We start from the raw sequence: 14,674 nt of genomic DNA, 5'->3' as shown, positions 1-14,674 counted from the left end.
CATGAACACCCGACCCGACTACAGCCACTACCGCACCGGCGACCCGATCGCCGACACCAAGGCTCCCGACGGCCCGGTCGCCGAGCGCTGGGACCGGCGCCGCTTCGAGGCCGGGCTGGTCAACCCCGCCAACCGGCGCGGCCGTACGGTCATCGTCGTCGGCACCGGACTCGCCGGCGGCTCGGCCGGCGCCACCCTGGCCGAACAGGGCTACCGCGTCGTCCAGTTCTGCTACTCGGACTCGCCGCGCCGGGCCCACTCCATCGCCGCCCAGGGCGGCATCAACGCCGCGAAGAACTACCGCAACGACGGCGACTCCGTGCACCGGCTCTTCTACGACACCGTCAAGGGCGGAGACTTCCGCGCCCGCGAGTCCAACGTGCACCGCCTCGCCCAGGTCTCCGTGGAGATCATCGACCAGTGCGTGGCCCAGGGCGTGCCCTTCGCCCGCGAGTACGGCGGCCTGCTCGACACCCGCTCCTTCGGCGGCGTACAGGTCTCCCGCACCTTCTACGCCCGCGGCCAGACCGGACAGCAGCTGCTGCTCGGCGCCTACCAGGCGCTGTCCCGCCAGATCGCCGCGGGGAACGTCGAGATGCACGCCCGCACCGAGATGCTCGACCTGATCACCGTCGACGGCCGGGCCCGCGGCATCGTCGCCCGGGACCTCGTCACCGGCGAGGTGTCCACGCACTTCGCGGACGCGGTCGTCCTCGCCACAGGCGGCTACGGCAACGTCTTCTACCTGTCCACCAACGCCATGAACTCCAACGCCACGGCCGTCTGGCGGGCCCACCGGCGCGGCGCGTACTTCGCCAACCCCTGCTTCACGCAGATCCACCCCACCTGCATCCCGCGCACCGGCGACCACCAGTCCAAGCTGACCCTGATGAGCGAGTCGCTGCGCAACGACGGCCGGATCTGGGTGCCGAAGGCGAAGGGCGACACCCGGCCCGCCCACGAGATCCCCGAGGCGGAGCGCGACTACTACCTGGAGCGCATCTACCCCGCCTTCGGCAACCTGGTGCCCCGCGACATCGCCTCCCGCGCCGCGAAGAACGTCTGCGACGAGGGCCGCGGCGTCGGCCCCGGCGGCCAGGGGGTCTACCTCGACTTCGCCGACGCCATCCGCCGGCTGGGCAGGGAGAAGGTGGCCGAGAAGTACGGCAACCTCTTCGAGATGTACGAGCGGATCACCGCCGAGGACCCGTACGAGGTGCCGATGCGGATCTATCCCGCCGTGCACTACACGATGGGCGGGCTGTGGGTCGACTACGACCTCCAGACCACCGTGCCCGGCCTGTTCGCGATCGGCGAGGCCAACTTCTCCGACCACGGGGCCAACCGGCTCGGCGCCTCCGCCCTCATGCAGGGCCTCGCCGACGGCTACTTCGTGCTGCCGGCCACCGTCAACGACTACCTCGCCCGGAACCCGCACCCCGAACCGGTGGACGCCGGCCACCCCGAGGCGGCGGCCGCGGTGCGCGAGACCCGCGAGCGCATCGACCGGCTGCTCGCCGCCGACGGCGACCGCACGCCGGACTCCTTCCACCGCGAGATCGGCGAACTCATGTGGGAGTACTGCGGAATGGCCCGCACCGAAGCCGGACTGCGCAAGGCGCTCGCCCGCATCCCCGCCCTCCGCGAGGAGTTCTGGCAGCGGGTCAGGGTGCCGGGCACCGGGGCACAGCTCAACCAGACGCTGGAGAAGGCCAACCGGGTCGTCGACTACCTGGAGCTGGCCGAGCTGATGTGCCTCGACGCACTGCACCGCGAGGAGTCCTGCGGCGGCCACTTCCGCGAGGAGTCCCAGACCCCCGACGGCGAGGCCGCCCGCCGCGACGACGCCTTCTCCTACGCGGCCGCCTGGGAGTTCACCGCCCCCGGCGCCGCCCCCGTCCTGCACCGCGAAGACCTCGTCTTCGAGTACGTCCACCCCACCCAGCGGAGCTACGCATGAAGCTCAACCTGCGCGTCTGGCGCCAGCAGCACCCCGAGACCCCCGGGGCGATGGTCACGTACGAGGTGGACGGCATCTCGCGCGACATGTCCTTCCTGGAGATGCTCGACACCCTCAACGAGGACCTGATCCTGCGCGGCGAGGAGCCGGTCGCCTTCGACCACGACTGCCGCGAGGGCATCTGCGGCGCCTGCAGCCTCGTCATCAACGGCGACGCCCACGGGCCCGAGCGCACCACCGCCTGCCAGCTGCACATGCGTTCCTTCCGGGACGGCGACACCATCGACGTCGAGCCGTGGCGGGCCGCCGCCTTCCCCGTGGTCAGGGACCTGGTGGTGGACCGCAGCGCGTTCGACCGGATCATCCAGGCCGGCGGCTACGTCACGGTGGCCACCGGCTCCGCGCCCGAGGCGCACGCGACCGCCGTGCCCAAGGCGGACGCCGACCGCGCCTTCGAGCACGCCGAGTGCATCGGCTGCGGCGCCTGCGTGGCGGCCTGCCCGAACGGCTCGGCGATGCTGTTCACCTCCGCCAAGGTCAACCACCTGGGCGCGCTGCCGCAGGGCTCGCCGGAGCGGGAGACCCGGGTGCTGGACATGGTCGCGCAGATGGACGCGGAGGGCTTCGGCGGCTGCACCCTCACCGGCGAGTGCGCCACCGCCTGCCCCAAGGGGATACCGCTGCCGTCGATCGCCGCCATGAACAAGGAGTGGCTGCGGGCGAACCGCACGGTCCGCCGCTGAACCGCGGCGCGCGGCCGCCGGAGCCCGGTGCGCCGATCGGCTGACCGTCCGCCGGGACCCCGCGCCGCGCCCCGGCGGGCTCCGGGCCATGGCGGACAGTGGGCCCATGGCAGAAGGAGTACGGCGCAGGAGCGTGCTGGCCGCCCTCGCCCCGCTGGCGGCCGGCTGTACGGCCGAGGCCCCGGCCGGGCCGGGGGCCGGGCCCGCCCCCGGCGCGCCCGCCGCCCGGGACGCCCTGGTCATGGTCATCCGGCACGCGGAGGGTCCGTACGCCGGGGACTTCGGGGAGGACGAGGACGGCGATCCGGACGCCGGCTCGCTGGCCGGGCGCGGTCACCGGCGCGCCGAGGCGCTGCCGCTGCTGTTCGGGCCGGCCCGGGGCGCCCGGCTGCCCCGCCCGGCCGCGCTGTTCGCCGCCGGCGGCGCCGCCCGCTCCCGGCAGACCGTCGCGGCGCTGGCCCGGGACACGGGCGTCCGGGTCCGCACCGACCTCGGGCCCGGGCAGGAGGCGGCGCTCGCCCGGGCGGTGCTGGCCGCCCCGATGCCGGTGCTCGTCTGCTGGGAGCACGCCGGGATCCCGGGGCTGGTCCGGGCCCTCGGCGCGGACCGGGTCCTGGGCGTGCCGGCCGGCTGGCCCGCCCGCCACGACCTGGTGTGGACCTTCACCCGGCGCGCCGGCACCTGGGACTTCCGCGAACTGCCCCAGGAACTGCTGGCCGGCGACGCCTGACCGCGACCGGTCAGGGGGCGAGCGCCGCGTCGAGCATGCGGCGGCAGACCGCGGCGAGTTCGGCCCGGTCCGGGGCCGGGCGGGAGCGGGCGAGGGCGCCCGCCAGCCGGTCGTAGAGCAGGCCGTCGGCCCAGGCGACCAGGAGTTCGGCCGAGGCCCGGGGATCGGTGGCGCCGAGTGCGCCGAGCAGGTCGGCGGCCCGGGACCGGGCGGCCCGCCCGGCCTCGTGGAGGTCGGCCTCCAGCTCGGGCGTGCGGGCGGCCTCCAGGCTCAGCTCGTAGCGGGCCAGCTGGCGGGCGCGGCCGGTGGTGAGCCAGCGGTGCAGCATCGCGGCGAGCGCGGCCGCCACGGCGTCCCGGTCCGGGGGGCCGGCCGGCCCGCCCGGCCCCGCCAGGGCTCCGCCGTCGTCCTCCGCGTCGGCCAGGTCCAGCTCCGCCAGCCGCCGGTAGCAGGCGCCGATCAGGGCGGTCCGGGTGCGGAAGTAGTACGAGGTGCTCCCCGCCGGGAGGGCCGCCGCGCTGTCCACGGCGCGATGGGTGAGCCCGCGCAGACCCGCGGCGGCGACCAGGGCGATGGCGGTGTCGGCGATGAGCGTGCGGCGGTCGGAAGCGGCGGCGGCAGTGGACATGCCCTCACTCTACAGCTGTAGAGTGAGGGCATGTCGGCTCTACAGGTGTAGAGCCTCCGGGTGGGGAGAGGTGTGCCGTGGGACAGCGCCATGCAGTGGTCGCGGGGGCGGGGATCGGCGGGCTCACGGCGGCGGTCGCCCTGCACCGCCGGGGCTGGCGGGTCACCGTCTGCGAACGCGCCGACGGCCCCACGGCCGCCGGCGCCGGGATCGTCCTCGCCCCCAACGCCCTCCGGGCCCTGGAAGCCGCCGGACTCGACGTCACCCGCTCCCTCGGCGACGCCGTCCCCGCCGCCGCCGGGCTGCGCAGCCCCGACGGCCGCTGGCTCAGCCGTACCGACACCGCCGCCCTGACCGCCCGTTACGGCCGCCCCGCCCTCGCGGTCCACCGCGCCGGCCTCGGCGACGCCCTCACCGCCGCCCTCCCGCCCGGAACCGTCCGGTACCGGGCCGCCGTCACCGGCACCGAAGACCAGGGCCGTACCGCACGGGTGCACACGACGGCGGGAGAACTGGTCGCCGACCTCGTGGTGGCCGCCGACGGCATCCGCAGCGCCCTGCGCGCCCGGCACTTCCCCGGCCACTCCGGCCTCCGCTACAGCGGCGAGACCGCCTGGCGGACCGTCCTGCCCGCCGACGGCCTGCCGGACCTCGCCGCCTCCGAAACCTGGGGTCCGGCCTGCCGGTTCGGGATGGTGCCGCTCGCCGACGGCCGGGTCTACGTCTACGCCACCGCGGCCGCTCCCGAAGGCCACCGCCCCGACGACCCCCGGGGCGTCCTGCTGCGCCGCCACGGCGACTGGCACGCGCCCGTCCCGGAACTGCTGCGCCGCCTCGACCCCGCCACGCTGCTCCAGCACGACCTGTACGACCTGGCCGGCCCGCTGCCGCGGCTCCACGACGGCCGCACCGCCTGGCTCGGCGACGCCGCCCACGCCATGACGCCCAACCTCGGACAGGGCGGCTGCCAGGCCGTCGAGGACGCCGCGGTCCTCGCCCACCTGGTCGGACACGGCACCGACCCGGCAGACCTGCCGGCCGCCCTCGCCGCCTACACCGCGGCCCGGCTCGCCCGCACCGACGCCATCCGGGTCCGCGCCCGCCGCGCCGGCCGGGTCGCAGCCCTCCGCAACCCGCTCGCCGTCGCCGCCCGCAACCTTGCCCTGCGCGCCCTCCCGGCCCGGCTGGCGCACCGCGCCACCGACGGCCTGTTCGCCGGATTCCGGCTGCCGCCCCGGCCGGCCGTCTGACGGCCGGAGGGCCGTCAGTCCCCGGCCCCGGCCGCCTGCGCGAGTGCGCGGGACAGGTGGCGGGCCGTGGCACCGGAGCCGGCGGCGACCTGCGGCGGCGGGCCCGCGGCGACGATGCGGCCGCCCTCGGCGCCGCCGCCGGGGCCCAGGTCGATGACCCAGTCGGCGCCGGCGGCCACCGTCATGTCGTGCTCGACGACCACCACCGAGTGGCCCGCGTCCACCAGCCCGTGCAACTGCCGCACCAGCACCTCCACATCGGCCGGGTGCAGGCCCGTGGTCGGCTCGTCCAGCAGGTACAGCGTGTGGTCGCGGCCGCGCGGCGCGGTGCCGCGCAGTTCCGCCGCCAGCTTGATGCGCTGCGCCTCACCGCCCGACAGCTCGGTGGCGGGCTGGCCGAGCCGCAGGTAGCCGAGCCCGACGTCCTCCAGTGCGCGCAGGCAGCGGGCCGCCGCCGGGACACCCGCGAAGAACGCGGCCGCGGCCTCCACGGTCAGCTCCAGCACCTCGGCGATGCTGCGGCCCTCGTGGCGGACCTCCAGCGTCTCCGCGTTGTACCGGGCGCCGCCGCACTCCGGGCAGGGCGCGTACGTACTGGGCAGGAACAGCAGCTCCACCGAGACGAACCCCTCGCCCTGGCAGGTCTCGCAGCGGCCGCCGGGCACGTTGAACGAGAACCGGCCGGCCCGGTAGCCGCGCGCCCGCGCCTCCGCTGTCCCGGCGAAGATCTTGCGCACGACGTCGAACAGACCTGTGTACGTGGCCAGGTTGGAGCGCGGGGTCCGACCGATCGGCTTCTGGTCCACCTCGACCAGCCGGGTCACCGGCCCCGGCCCGCCCGCCGCGATCCGCCCGGCCGCCTCCTCGGCCAGCACCTGCCCGACGAGGGTCGACTTGCCGGAGCCGGAGACCCCGGTCACCGCGGTGAGCACGCCCAGCGGGAACTCGGCGTCCAGGTCCCGCAGGTTGTTGCGGCTCACCCCGCTCAGCCGCAGCCACCCCGACGGGGTGCGCGCCGGCCGCCGCGGCGCGGGCTCGCGGCCGAACAGGTAGCGGCCGGTCGCCGATGCCGGCACCTGCGCCAGCGCCGCCGGCGGCCCGCTGTGCAGCACCCGGCCGCCGTGCTCGCCCGCCCGCGGACCCACATCCACCAGCCAGTCCGCGTGCCGCACCACGTCGAGGTGGTGCTCGACCACGAACACCGTGTTCCCCGCCGCCTTCAGCCGGTCCAGCACCCCGAGCAGCGCCTCCGTGTCCGCCGGGTGCAGTCCCGCCGACGGCTCGTCGAGGACGTACACCACCCCGAACAGCCCGGAGCGCAGCTGCGTCGCGAGCCGCAACCGCTGCAGCTCGCCCGCCGAGAGCGTCGGCGCCGTCCGGTCCAGGCTCAGGTAGCCCAGGCCCAGCTCGGTGACCGGCCCGATCCGGGCGAGCAGGTCCTCGGCCAGCACCCGCGCCGGCCCCTCCGCGCCGCTCGCCGGACCGGCCAGCAGCTCGGCGAGTCCGGTCAGCGGCAGCGCGGCCAGTTCCGCGATGGTGCGGCCGGCGAAGGTGACGGCCATGGCCTCGGGGCGCAGCCGGCTGCCGCCGCAGTCCGGGCACGCGGCGCTGGTCAGGAAGCGTTCCGCCTTCGCCCGCAGGGTGGCGCTCTTCGTGTCGGAGAACGTCTTCATCACGTACCGCTCGGCGCTCGCGTACGTGCCCTGGTACGGCCGCTGGATGCGGTCCGCCTCGCGCACCGGGTGCACCGTGACGACCGGCTGCTCGGGGGTGAAGAGGATCCACTGCCGGTCCGCCGCCGGCAGCTCCCGCCACGGCCGGTCCACGTCGTACCCGAGGGTGGCCAGGATGTCGCGGAGGTTCTTGCCCTGCCAGGCCCCCGGCCAGGCGGCGACCGCGCCGTCGCGGATGCTCAGCGAGGGGTCGGGGACGAGGAGTTCCTCCGAGGTCCGGTGGATCCGGCCGAGCCCGTGGCAGCCGGGGCAGGCGCCCGCCACCGTGTTGGGGGAGAAGGCGTCCGAGTCCAGCCGGGGCGCGCCGGGCGGGTGACTGCCGGCCCGCGAGAACAGCATGCGCAGCGAGTTGGACAGCAGGGTCACGGTGCCGACCGAGGACCGCGAGCCGGGGGTGCTGCGCCGCTGCTCCAGCGAGACGGCGGGCGGCAGCCCCGTGATCTCGCCGACCGCGGGCGCGCCCACCTGGTGGATCAGCCGCCGGGCGTAGGGCGCGACCGACTCGAAGTACCGCCGCTGGGCCTCCGCGTAGAGCGTGCCGAAGGCGAGGGAGGACTTGCCGGATCCGGACACTCCGGTGAACACCGTGAGCGCGTCCCGCGGGATGTCCACGTCCACGTTGCGCAGGTTGTGCTCGCGGGCGCCGCGGACCCGTACGTACGGGTCGGGGGCGTGGGCGGAGGGCGGTGCGGGGGCGTGGGCGGAAGGCGGTGCGGGGGCGGGGCCGGGCGCGTGCATCCGGCCGATCCTACGTGCCGGGCGGGCGCCGGGGCCGGGCGGACCCGACGGAAACGGAGCCATTTCGTCCGGTGCCGGCCAATGTCCGGTATTCATCTCATACTTGACGGCTTGTCTGATCATCCTGGAGTCGTAGAGAGTCCTGTCCCGTGGGCTGATTCGCTCGGGCGTGCGACGTACCAGGGTGGGCATGTCCTGCTCCGACTCCGAAAGGAACCGGCTCTCGTGCGCATGCGCAGAATCGCGTCGCTGCTGGCCGTGGGTCTCACCGCCACCCTCGTGCCCGGCCTCGCGCCCGCCCAGGCCGCCCCCGCCCCCACGGCCGCCGACGGGTATCTCCGCCAGACGCCCACCTGGAAGCGCTGCGACCGGCAGGCGCCGGCCGAGTTCCAGTGCGCGACCATCAAGGTCCCCCTGGACTACCGCAAGCCGTCCGGCCGCAAGATCGACGTCGCGATCTCCCGGATCAAGAGCACCAGCCCCAAGCGGCACGGTGTCCTGCTCTTCAACCCGGGCGGCCCCGGCGGCTCCGGCCTGACCATGCCGCTCATGGGCCTGGAGATGCTGCCCAAGAAGGTGCGCGAGAGCTACGACCTGATCGGCTTCGACCCGCGCGGCGTCGGCCTCAGCACCCCGGTGACCTGCGGGCTGACCCGCGAGGACAGCCGGCTGCCGCGCGTGTACAAGAAGGAGACGTTCCAGAAGGACGTCGCCTGGGCCAAGCGCGTGGCCGCCAAGTGCGAGGCCAAGTCGGGCGACCTGCTGCCGCACATCACCACGCGCAACACGGCCCGCGACATGGACGTCATCCGCGGCGTGCTCGGCGAGCGCAAGATCTCGTACCTGGGCTACTCGTACGGCACCTATCTCGGCGCCGTCTACACCCAGCTGTTCCCCGCGCGCACCGACCGGTTCGTGCTGGACAGCAGCGTGGACCCGAAGCGCGTGTGGCGCGGCATGATCCAGGTCTGGGCCGAGGGCGCCGAGCCGGCCTTCGACCGCTGGACCCGCTGGAGCGCCGCGCGGGACGGCCAGTACCACCTGGGCAGCACGCCGGCCGCGGTGCGCAAGACCTTCTGGGACCTGGTCAAGCGCGCCAACAAGACGCCGATCGTGATCGGCGAGGAGAAGATCAACGGTGACGACATCCGCTCCGCGCGCGGTGTGTTCTTCAGCGTGAAGGACGCCTCGGAGTTCGTCGTGGCCCTCAAGGAGGCCGCCGCCGGCCGCCCGGCCACCCTGCCGGCCCCGCGCGAGACCGCGGGCCCCGCGAAGGGTGCCGCGTTCGCGGGCGTGCCCGCCGACAACGGCGAGGCCGCCTTCCTCGCGGTGATCTGCACCGACACCCGGAACTGGCCGCGGGACCCGGCGCAGTACCGCCGCGACGCGCTGCGCGACAAGGTCCGCTACCCGCTGTACGGCGACTTCGGCTCGAACATCATGCCGTGCGCCTACTGGAAGAAGGGCATCGAGCCCGCCACCGAGGTCGCGAACAAGGTCGGCGTGCTGGCCGTCCAGAACGAGTGGGACTCGCAGACCCCGCTGGTCAGCGGGCTCGGCCTGCACCGCGCCATGAAGGGCTCGCGGATGGTCACGGTGGACGAGGGCGAGGGCCACGGCGTGTACCTCTTCGCCAGGAACACCTGCGCCGACTCCTCGGTGAACTCGTACCTGCTGACCGGCAGGCTGCCGGCCCGCAACGTCACCTGCAAGGCGGCCCCGACCGCCGACCGCATGGAGCTCCCGCAGTCGGGCCCGTCGCGCTTCCCGGTTCCGGCCGGCCGCTTCTGAGCCCGATGACGCACTGACCGGAGGGCCGGGCCCGTCTGCCGGATCGGGTCCCGCTCCTGCGGCTCAGCGCCACCGGCCGACCTCCTTGGGCCACGCACCCGTAGGTGCGGGTGCTCCGAGGGGGCCGGTCCTGCGTGCGGACCGGCGGCGCAGCCGTACGGCCACCCCGAACACGGTCATCGCCGCGACAGCGGCGCAGAAGCCGAGGAAGAAGACCGCGGCTGCGAGGGCCCAGTCGATGCCCATGATCGCGCCTCCCGTTGGTGGAATCGGCAGGAACCGACGGTAAAGCCTCAAAATGCGCAACGAGGGACATGCAGGTGAACGGCGGATGACGCGACCCGGGCCGCCGGACCCCGCCCGCCGGGGGGTGCGCGGCGGCGGCGGTGTGTCTACGCTCGGGGGAAGTACTTCTGCACCACACCGAGCGAGGTGGACCGCCATGAAGGATGCGCCGGAGGACAAGAACCAGCCGCCGCGGCCGCAGCGCCTCTACAGCGGAGGCGAGCGGCCCTTCGACCCCGAGGACCTGGTGATGGCCACGGGAGCCGATGTCACCCCCGAGCGGCTGGAGCGCGCCAAGCGCATGATCGAGGAGAAGGGCGCCGCCGCGATCGAGGCGTATCTTCCCTGACCTCCTGCACGGAGAACACGGCCGGGGCCGGGCCGCGACGGCGGCCCGGCCCGTCAGCCGAGAAGGCTGGGCATGTCGCGGTGCTCGACCTTGACGGGGACGCCCGCGACCTTCGACAGCTCGGCGCGGAAACCCTCCGACGCGGCACCGGCGGCCGTGCTGCCCACGTTGAGGCCGGCGCACGCATCCCCGGGGCCCACCATGATCACCGGGAAGCTGTACGCGCCCGTCTCCATGCTCACCCGGTCCCGGGCCGCTTCGAGCGTTCGCCGCGGGAAGGGGCACGTGTACAGGTCCGCCCGGGTCAGGTCCGCCTTCGGGGACGCCTGCTGCGCCGCGGCCAGTAGTTCGCGGCCGCGCGTCAGGTCGGTGACGCACACGGCGACCCGGCCGGCCGGATGGTCGTTGATCATCTCTCCATAGGTGTCCGCGAACCGGCTGTCGGGCGCTTCGACGATCCGGGCCAGTGCTTCGGAGGTGGTCATCGCCTCCTCGATGTTCGCGGGCGTCCCGTCGATCGTGGTCGGGGCGGGCCCGCCGATCTCGATCGTCGGGCAGGTCCCGCCGGGGCCGGGCTTCCGCGGAGCCTGCGGCAGGGCCTTCGGCGTGCGGACCGTACCGCCCGAACCGCCCGTCTCGCCGGTCTCGCCCGTACCTCCCGTTGCTCCGGCCGTCCCGCAGCCGGCCGCCAGCAGGCAGAGCGCGGCCGTTGCCGCCGCCGTGCGGACCGATCTCGCAGCGAAGTGCACCATCGTTCCTCCCCGTTCGCCGCCCCGGATCCGGGGCCGGGCCCGGGCGCTGCTCCTGTGACGTGGCGGCCGGGGGGCTGGTTCCGGGGGCTGGCTCCCCGCTGTCACCCACCTCTGACACCGCGAGCCTGACGCCGGGCCGGGCCGCGCTGCCATCATCGGGGGATGACGAAGGAACCCCGGGCCGGGGCGGTGGTGCCGGCGGGGCGCGCGGGGTGATCCGTCGGGTCCATGGCGCACAGGCTACGGGCGGCGGCCGAGCAGGTCGGCAACTGGCGTGAAAGAGAAGAGTGTTGGCGGAATGTGCGCTCTGCCGCGGGGGGACGTCGGCCCCTACGGTGTGGCCTCGAACGCTTCGAACGCACCAGTCATGTAAGAACACTCGTGTGGGAGGAACTGTCTCATGACCCAGCTTGCCGGCGGCCCAGCAGCGCGTTCCAGGGCGGAGCGCACCGACTCGTCCCTCGGCGCGCGCTCCGCGTCGTTCCTCTTCAACGGGCATCCGCCGCGCCGGAGAACCCTGGTCCTGATCGTCGGGGCGCTGTTCGGGTTCGCGCTCACGGTGGTCTGGTCGGCCGAGTTCGTCGACAAGACCATCGGCGGGAACGTGGCGGGGGCGCTGCTCGGCCATCCCGCCAAGGACGCGCCGATCAACGGCGCGCTCGCCGGGATCGCCTTCGCCCTCGCGACCGGCGTCGCGGGCACGTTCACCGCGTGCAACGTGGCCGTGTTCAGCGCCATGGCCCCGCTGGCCGGGCAGGTGCAGACGCGCCGCGGGCGCCTCGCCCAGCTGGTGCGGCCGCTCGGCTGGCTGGCGGTCGGGGCGGTGTCCGTGTCCGCGCTGTACGGAGCGGTGGCGGCACTCGCCGGGACGGGGATGCCGCAGTTCGAGCAGTCCACGGGCGGGTCCGGCGGCGGGTTCTCGGGCCGGCTGATCCAGGCCATGGTGGTGTACGGGGTGCTCGGCCTGGTCATGACGTACCTCGGACTGGCGGCGGCCGGGCTGGTGCGGGATCCGCTGGCGGGGCTGACCGAGAGGTTCCCCCACGCACCGATGCTGTTCATGGGGGCGCTGGTGGGGGCGTTCCAGCTGGGGCGGCCCTACGGGTTGTTCCGGCAGCTGTTCCGGGACGCGGCCGAGAGCCACAACCCGCTGTACGGGGCGGTGGCGTTCGGGCTCCAGGCGGTCGGGAACATCGTGGTCGTCTCGCTGCTGTTCCTGCTGGTCGCCGGTCTCTTCGGCGACCGCCTCGGCCGGTGGCTGACGGCCCGGCCGAGCCGGACGTCGGCGCTGATGGCCGCCGCGTTCGTCGCTGCGGGGGTCTTCATGCTGCTCTACTGGGACGTCCGGATCCTGGCCCGCCGGGACCTGATCTGGTACCCCATGGCCCCCTGGGCCGGCTGACCCTCCGGGAGTCCTTCCCCACCCCGCCCCCTCCCGAACAACGGTTTGCCCACCGGGGGGCACCCTTCAGCCCGTCCGGCGTTCGAGGACCGGTGGTCCGGGGGCGGAGCCCCCGAGCGGGTGGAGGCCGAAGGTGAGGAGGAGGGTGGCGGCGGCGGCGAAGGCGCACCACGTCGAGACGAATTCGGTGTGCCAGAGGGCTGCGCAGATCACGGCGCCGGCTGCGACCAGGGCGCCGAGGAGGCGGAGCAGCCGCGCGGGGGACAGCAGCAGCGCCCCGACCGTGGCGAGGAGGTACGCCCCGAGGACGAGGCCCGCGTACGGGACCTCCAGGCCGTAGCCCACCGTATGGCCCCGGATCTCCGCCGACACCGGCCGCAGCGCCATCCGGTACGCCAGAAAGCCCGCCACCAGCAGCCCCGCCCCGACCGGCCACCACAGCCGGGGCCGTGCCGGCCCGGCGATCAGGACGGCCAGCGGCACCCAGAGCGCCGCCACCGGAAAGGCGATCACCGCCCAGGCGGTGGTCGCCGGCCCGGTGCCGCCGCCACCCGACCAGACCGCCGCCTCGACCAGCTGGTGCACCCCCAGCAGTACCGGCAGTCCCGCCACCGGCAGCTCCCGCAGCCGCCGGGCGCGTACCGTCCGGACCACGCAGTACCCGCCCGCCGCCGTGATCACGGATCCCGCGACCAGGTCCGCCGTCGCACTCCAGCACACGGCCCGTCACCCCTGCGGCGGTTCCAGCGGCGGCGCCGCCACCGTGCAGTACGTGCGGCACTGCGGATGGCAGCCGGCCTCCCGGGCCGGGCGTACGGTCGTCCAGGCCAGCAGCGCGCCCAGCACCAGCAGCCCCGCACACCAGTACATGGCCGTCCGGAACGCGCTGTCGAACTCCGCCGACGACCGGTACGCCTCCGGTCCCATCCCCGCCAGCAGCGGCAGCGCCGCCACGGCCAGCAGGCCGGCCGCCCGCGCCGCCGCGTTGTTGATGCCGCTCGCCAGCCCGGCCCGCGCGGTCGGCACCGACGACAGGACCGTCGCGGTCAGCGGCGCCACCAGCGTCACCATGCCGAGGCCCAGCACGAGCAGCGCCGGCAGCACGTCCGGCAGGTACGAGGCGTCCGGCCCCGCCCGCACCATCAGCAGCATGCCCGCGGCGCACAGCAGCGGGCCGGCCGTCAGCGGGATCCGTGGCCCGATGCGCTCCCCGAGCTCGCCCGCACGCGCCGACAGCACCAGCATCAGCGCCGTCGTCGGCAGCAGCGCCGCGCCCGCGCCGAGAGCCGAGTAGCCGCACACCACCTGGAGCTGGAGGACGGCGAGGAAGAAGAAGCCGCCGAGCGCCGCGTACACGCACAGCGTCACCACGTTGACGGCGGTGAACAGCCGTGACGAGAAGATGTCCGGCGGCACCATCGGGTCCCGGCGCCGCCGCTCCACCACCACGAACACGCCCGCCAGCAGTACGCCCGCCACGGCCGTCGCGTATCCGGCCGGCGAGCCGCCCTCGATCAGCGCGTACGTGACCAGGGCAAGGGCCAGGGCGCCGAGGGCCGCACCGGCGAGGTCGAAGCGGCCGGTGGCCTCCGGGTCGCGCGACTCCGGTACGTGCCGCAGGGCGATCGGTACGCAGAGTGCGGCCAGGGGGACGTTCAGCAGGAACACCCAGCGCCAGCCCGGACCGTCCACCAGCCAGCCGCCGAGGAACGGGCCGACGGCCGCGCCGACCCCGCCGAGACCCGACCACAGGCCGACGGCCCGGCCACGGTCCTCGGGGGCGAGGGAGGACTGGATGAGGGCGAGTGAGCCGGGGGTCAGGAGGGCGCCGCCGATCCCCTGCAGGGCGCGGGCGGCGACCAGCACGGCGGCGTTCGGGGCCAGGCCGCACAGGAGGGAGCCGGCACCGAACCAGGCCACGCCGAGTACGAAGATCCTTCGGCGGCCGAAGCGGTCGCCGAGGGCGCCGCCGACGAGGATCAGGCCCGCCAGGGTGAGCATGTACGCGTTGACCGTCCACTGGAGGGTGGCCAGGTCTGCGCCGAGGTCTTCGCCGATGCGGGGGAGGGCGACGTTGACGACGGTCGAGTCGAGCAGGGCCATGCTGGAGCCGAGGACGGTGGTGAACAGGACCCAGCGGCCGCGGGCCGTCCGGAGCCGGACGGGGCGGTCCTTCGTTGCCGGTGCCTGTGCGGAGTCCATGGCTTCAGGCTGCCCGTACCACGCGCGTACGGCCAGCCCGTCTTGTGATGCGCGCCCCCTTGACCGGCGCGCCCCAGTCCCGGGGCTCCGCCCCCGGACCCCGCGCCTCAG

The 14,674-nt window shown here is 74.7% G+C and carries 13 protein-coding genes; 7 read left to right on the top strand and 6 right to left on the bottom strand.

What is annotated here, in order from left to right; genetic code table 11:
- The first annotated feature begins 1 nt into the window (after position 1).
- The 3 genes from LG634_RS11520 to LG634_RS11510 all read left to right on the top strand — a co-directional run bounded on the left by LG634_RS11520 (position 2) and on the right by LG634_RS11510 (position 3,433).
- On the top strand, positions 2-1,960 hold the full coding sequence (locus tag LG634_RS11520) for a fumarate reductase/succinate dehydrogenase flavoprotein subunit (protein ID WP_226733625.1): 1,959 nt from the start codon (positions 2-4) through the stop codon (positions 1,958-1,960).
- Positions 1,957-2,703, top strand: coding sequence for a succinate dehydrogenase/fumarate reductase iron-sulfur subunit (locus LG634_RS11515; protein ID WP_226733624.1), 747 nt, complete (start codon positions 1,957-1,959; stop codon positions 2,701-2,703). Before LG634_RS11520 ends, LG634_RS11515 begins: the two co-directional genes overlap by 4 nt.
- Before the next feature lie 106 nt (positions 2,704-2,809).
- Complete coding sequence (locus LG634_RS11510) at positions 2,810-3,433, top strand: hypothetical protein (protein WP_226733623.1); 624 nt, start codon at positions 2,810-2,812, stop codon at positions 3,431-3,433.
- A 10-nt stretch (positions 3,434-3,443) separates the two neighbouring features.
- Here the strand turns inward: LG634_RS11510 and LG634_RS11505 are convergent, their stop codons facing one another.
- Positions 3,444-4,061 carry a TetR/AcrR family transcriptional regulator gene (locus tag LG634_RS11505; RefSeq protein WP_226733622.1) on the bottom strand — a complete coding sequence of 206 codons (618 nt, stop codon included), beginning with the start codon at positions 4,059-4,061 and terminating at the stop codon, positions 3,444-3,446.
- A gap of 77 nt (positions 4,062-4,138) precedes the next feature.
- Here LG634_RS11505 and LG634_RS11500 point away from each other — a divergent pair, with 77 nt between their 5' ends.
- On the top strand, positions 4,139-5,311 hold the full coding sequence (locus LG634_RS11500) for an FAD-dependent monooxygenase (protein WP_226733621.1): 1,173 nt from the start codon (positions 4,139-4,141) through the stop codon (positions 5,309-5,311).
- A gap of 14 nt (positions 5,312-5,325) precedes the next feature.
- On the opposite strand, the gene LG634_RS11495 is transcribed toward LG634_RS11500, so the two are convergent.
- Entirely contained in the window at positions 5,326-7,782 is a 2,457-nt protein-coding gene (locus LG634_RS11495) for an excinuclease ABC subunit UvrA (protein WP_226733620.1), read from the bottom strand.
- Positions 7,783-8,007: 225 nt separating this feature from the next.
- On the opposite strand from LG634_RS11495, the gene LG634_RS11490 reads away from it, so the two are divergent.
- A complete protein-coding gene (locus tag LG634_RS11490) occupies positions 8,008-9,573 on the top strand; it encodes an alpha/beta hydrolase (protein WP_226733619.1) in 1,566 nt (521 codons plus the stop codon).
- A 63-nt stretch (positions 9,574-9,636) separates the two neighbouring features.
- On the opposite strand, the gene LG634_RS11485 is transcribed toward LG634_RS11490, so the two are convergent.
- Positions 9,637-9,819 (bottom strand): hypothetical protein, encoded by a 183-nt coding sequence (locus LG634_RS11485; RefSeq protein WP_226733618.1) that lies wholly within the window; start codon positions 9,817-9,819, stop codon positions 9,637-9,639.
- A 196-nt stretch (positions 9,820-10,015) separates the two neighbouring features.
- On the opposite strand from LG634_RS11485, the gene LG634_RS11480 reads away from it, so the two are divergent.
- Positions 10,016-10,207, top strand: coding sequence for a hypothetical protein (locus LG634_RS11480; RefSeq protein ID WP_226733617.1), 192 nt, complete (start codon positions 10,016-10,018; stop codon positions 10,205-10,207).
- 53 nt (positions 10,208-10,260) lie between these two features.
- Here LG634_RS11480 and LG634_RS11475 read toward each other — a convergent pair whose 3' ends face one another.
- Positions 10,261-10,959, bottom strand: coding sequence for a hypothetical protein (locus LG634_RS11475; protein WP_226733616.1), 699 nt, complete (start codon positions 10,957-10,959; stop codon positions 10,261-10,263).
- Between the two features lie 400 nt (positions 10,960-11,359).
- On the opposite strand from LG634_RS11475, the gene LG634_RS11470 reads away from it, so the two are divergent.
- Positions 11,360-12,361: a hypothetical protein gene (locus LG634_RS11470; protein ID WP_226733615.1), complete on the top strand. Its 1,002-nt coding sequence runs from the start codon at positions 11,360-11,362 to the stop codon at positions 12,359-12,361.
- 66 nt (positions 12,362-12,427) lie between these two features.
- Here the strand turns inward: LG634_RS11470 and LG634_RS11465 are convergent, their stop codons facing one another.
- Together LG634_RS11465 and LG634_RS11460 are read right to left on the bottom strand one after the other, a co-directional pair.
- Positions 12,428-13,081 (bottom strand): DUF6629 family protein, encoded by a 654-nt coding sequence (locus LG634_RS11465; RefSeq protein WP_226733614.1) that lies wholly within the window; start codon positions 13,079-13,081, stop codon positions 12,428-12,430.
- Between the two features lie 6 nt (positions 13,082-13,087).
- Positions 13,088-14,563: an MFS transporter gene (locus LG634_RS11460; protein WP_226733613.1), complete on the bottom strand. Its 1,476-nt coding sequence runs from the start codon at positions 14,561-14,563 to the stop codon at positions 13,088-13,090.
- Between the last annotated feature and the right edge of the window lie 111 nt (positions 14,564-14,674).

It is taken from the genome of Streptomyces bambusae (assembly GCF_020532645.1).
GTDB lineage: Bacteria > Actinomycetota > Actinomycetes > Streptomycetales > Streptomycetaceae > Streptomyces > Streptomyces bambusae.
The sequence above is the reverse complement of the archived record's forward strand: the minus strand, read 5'-3'. Positions and strand labels throughout refer to the sequence as shown.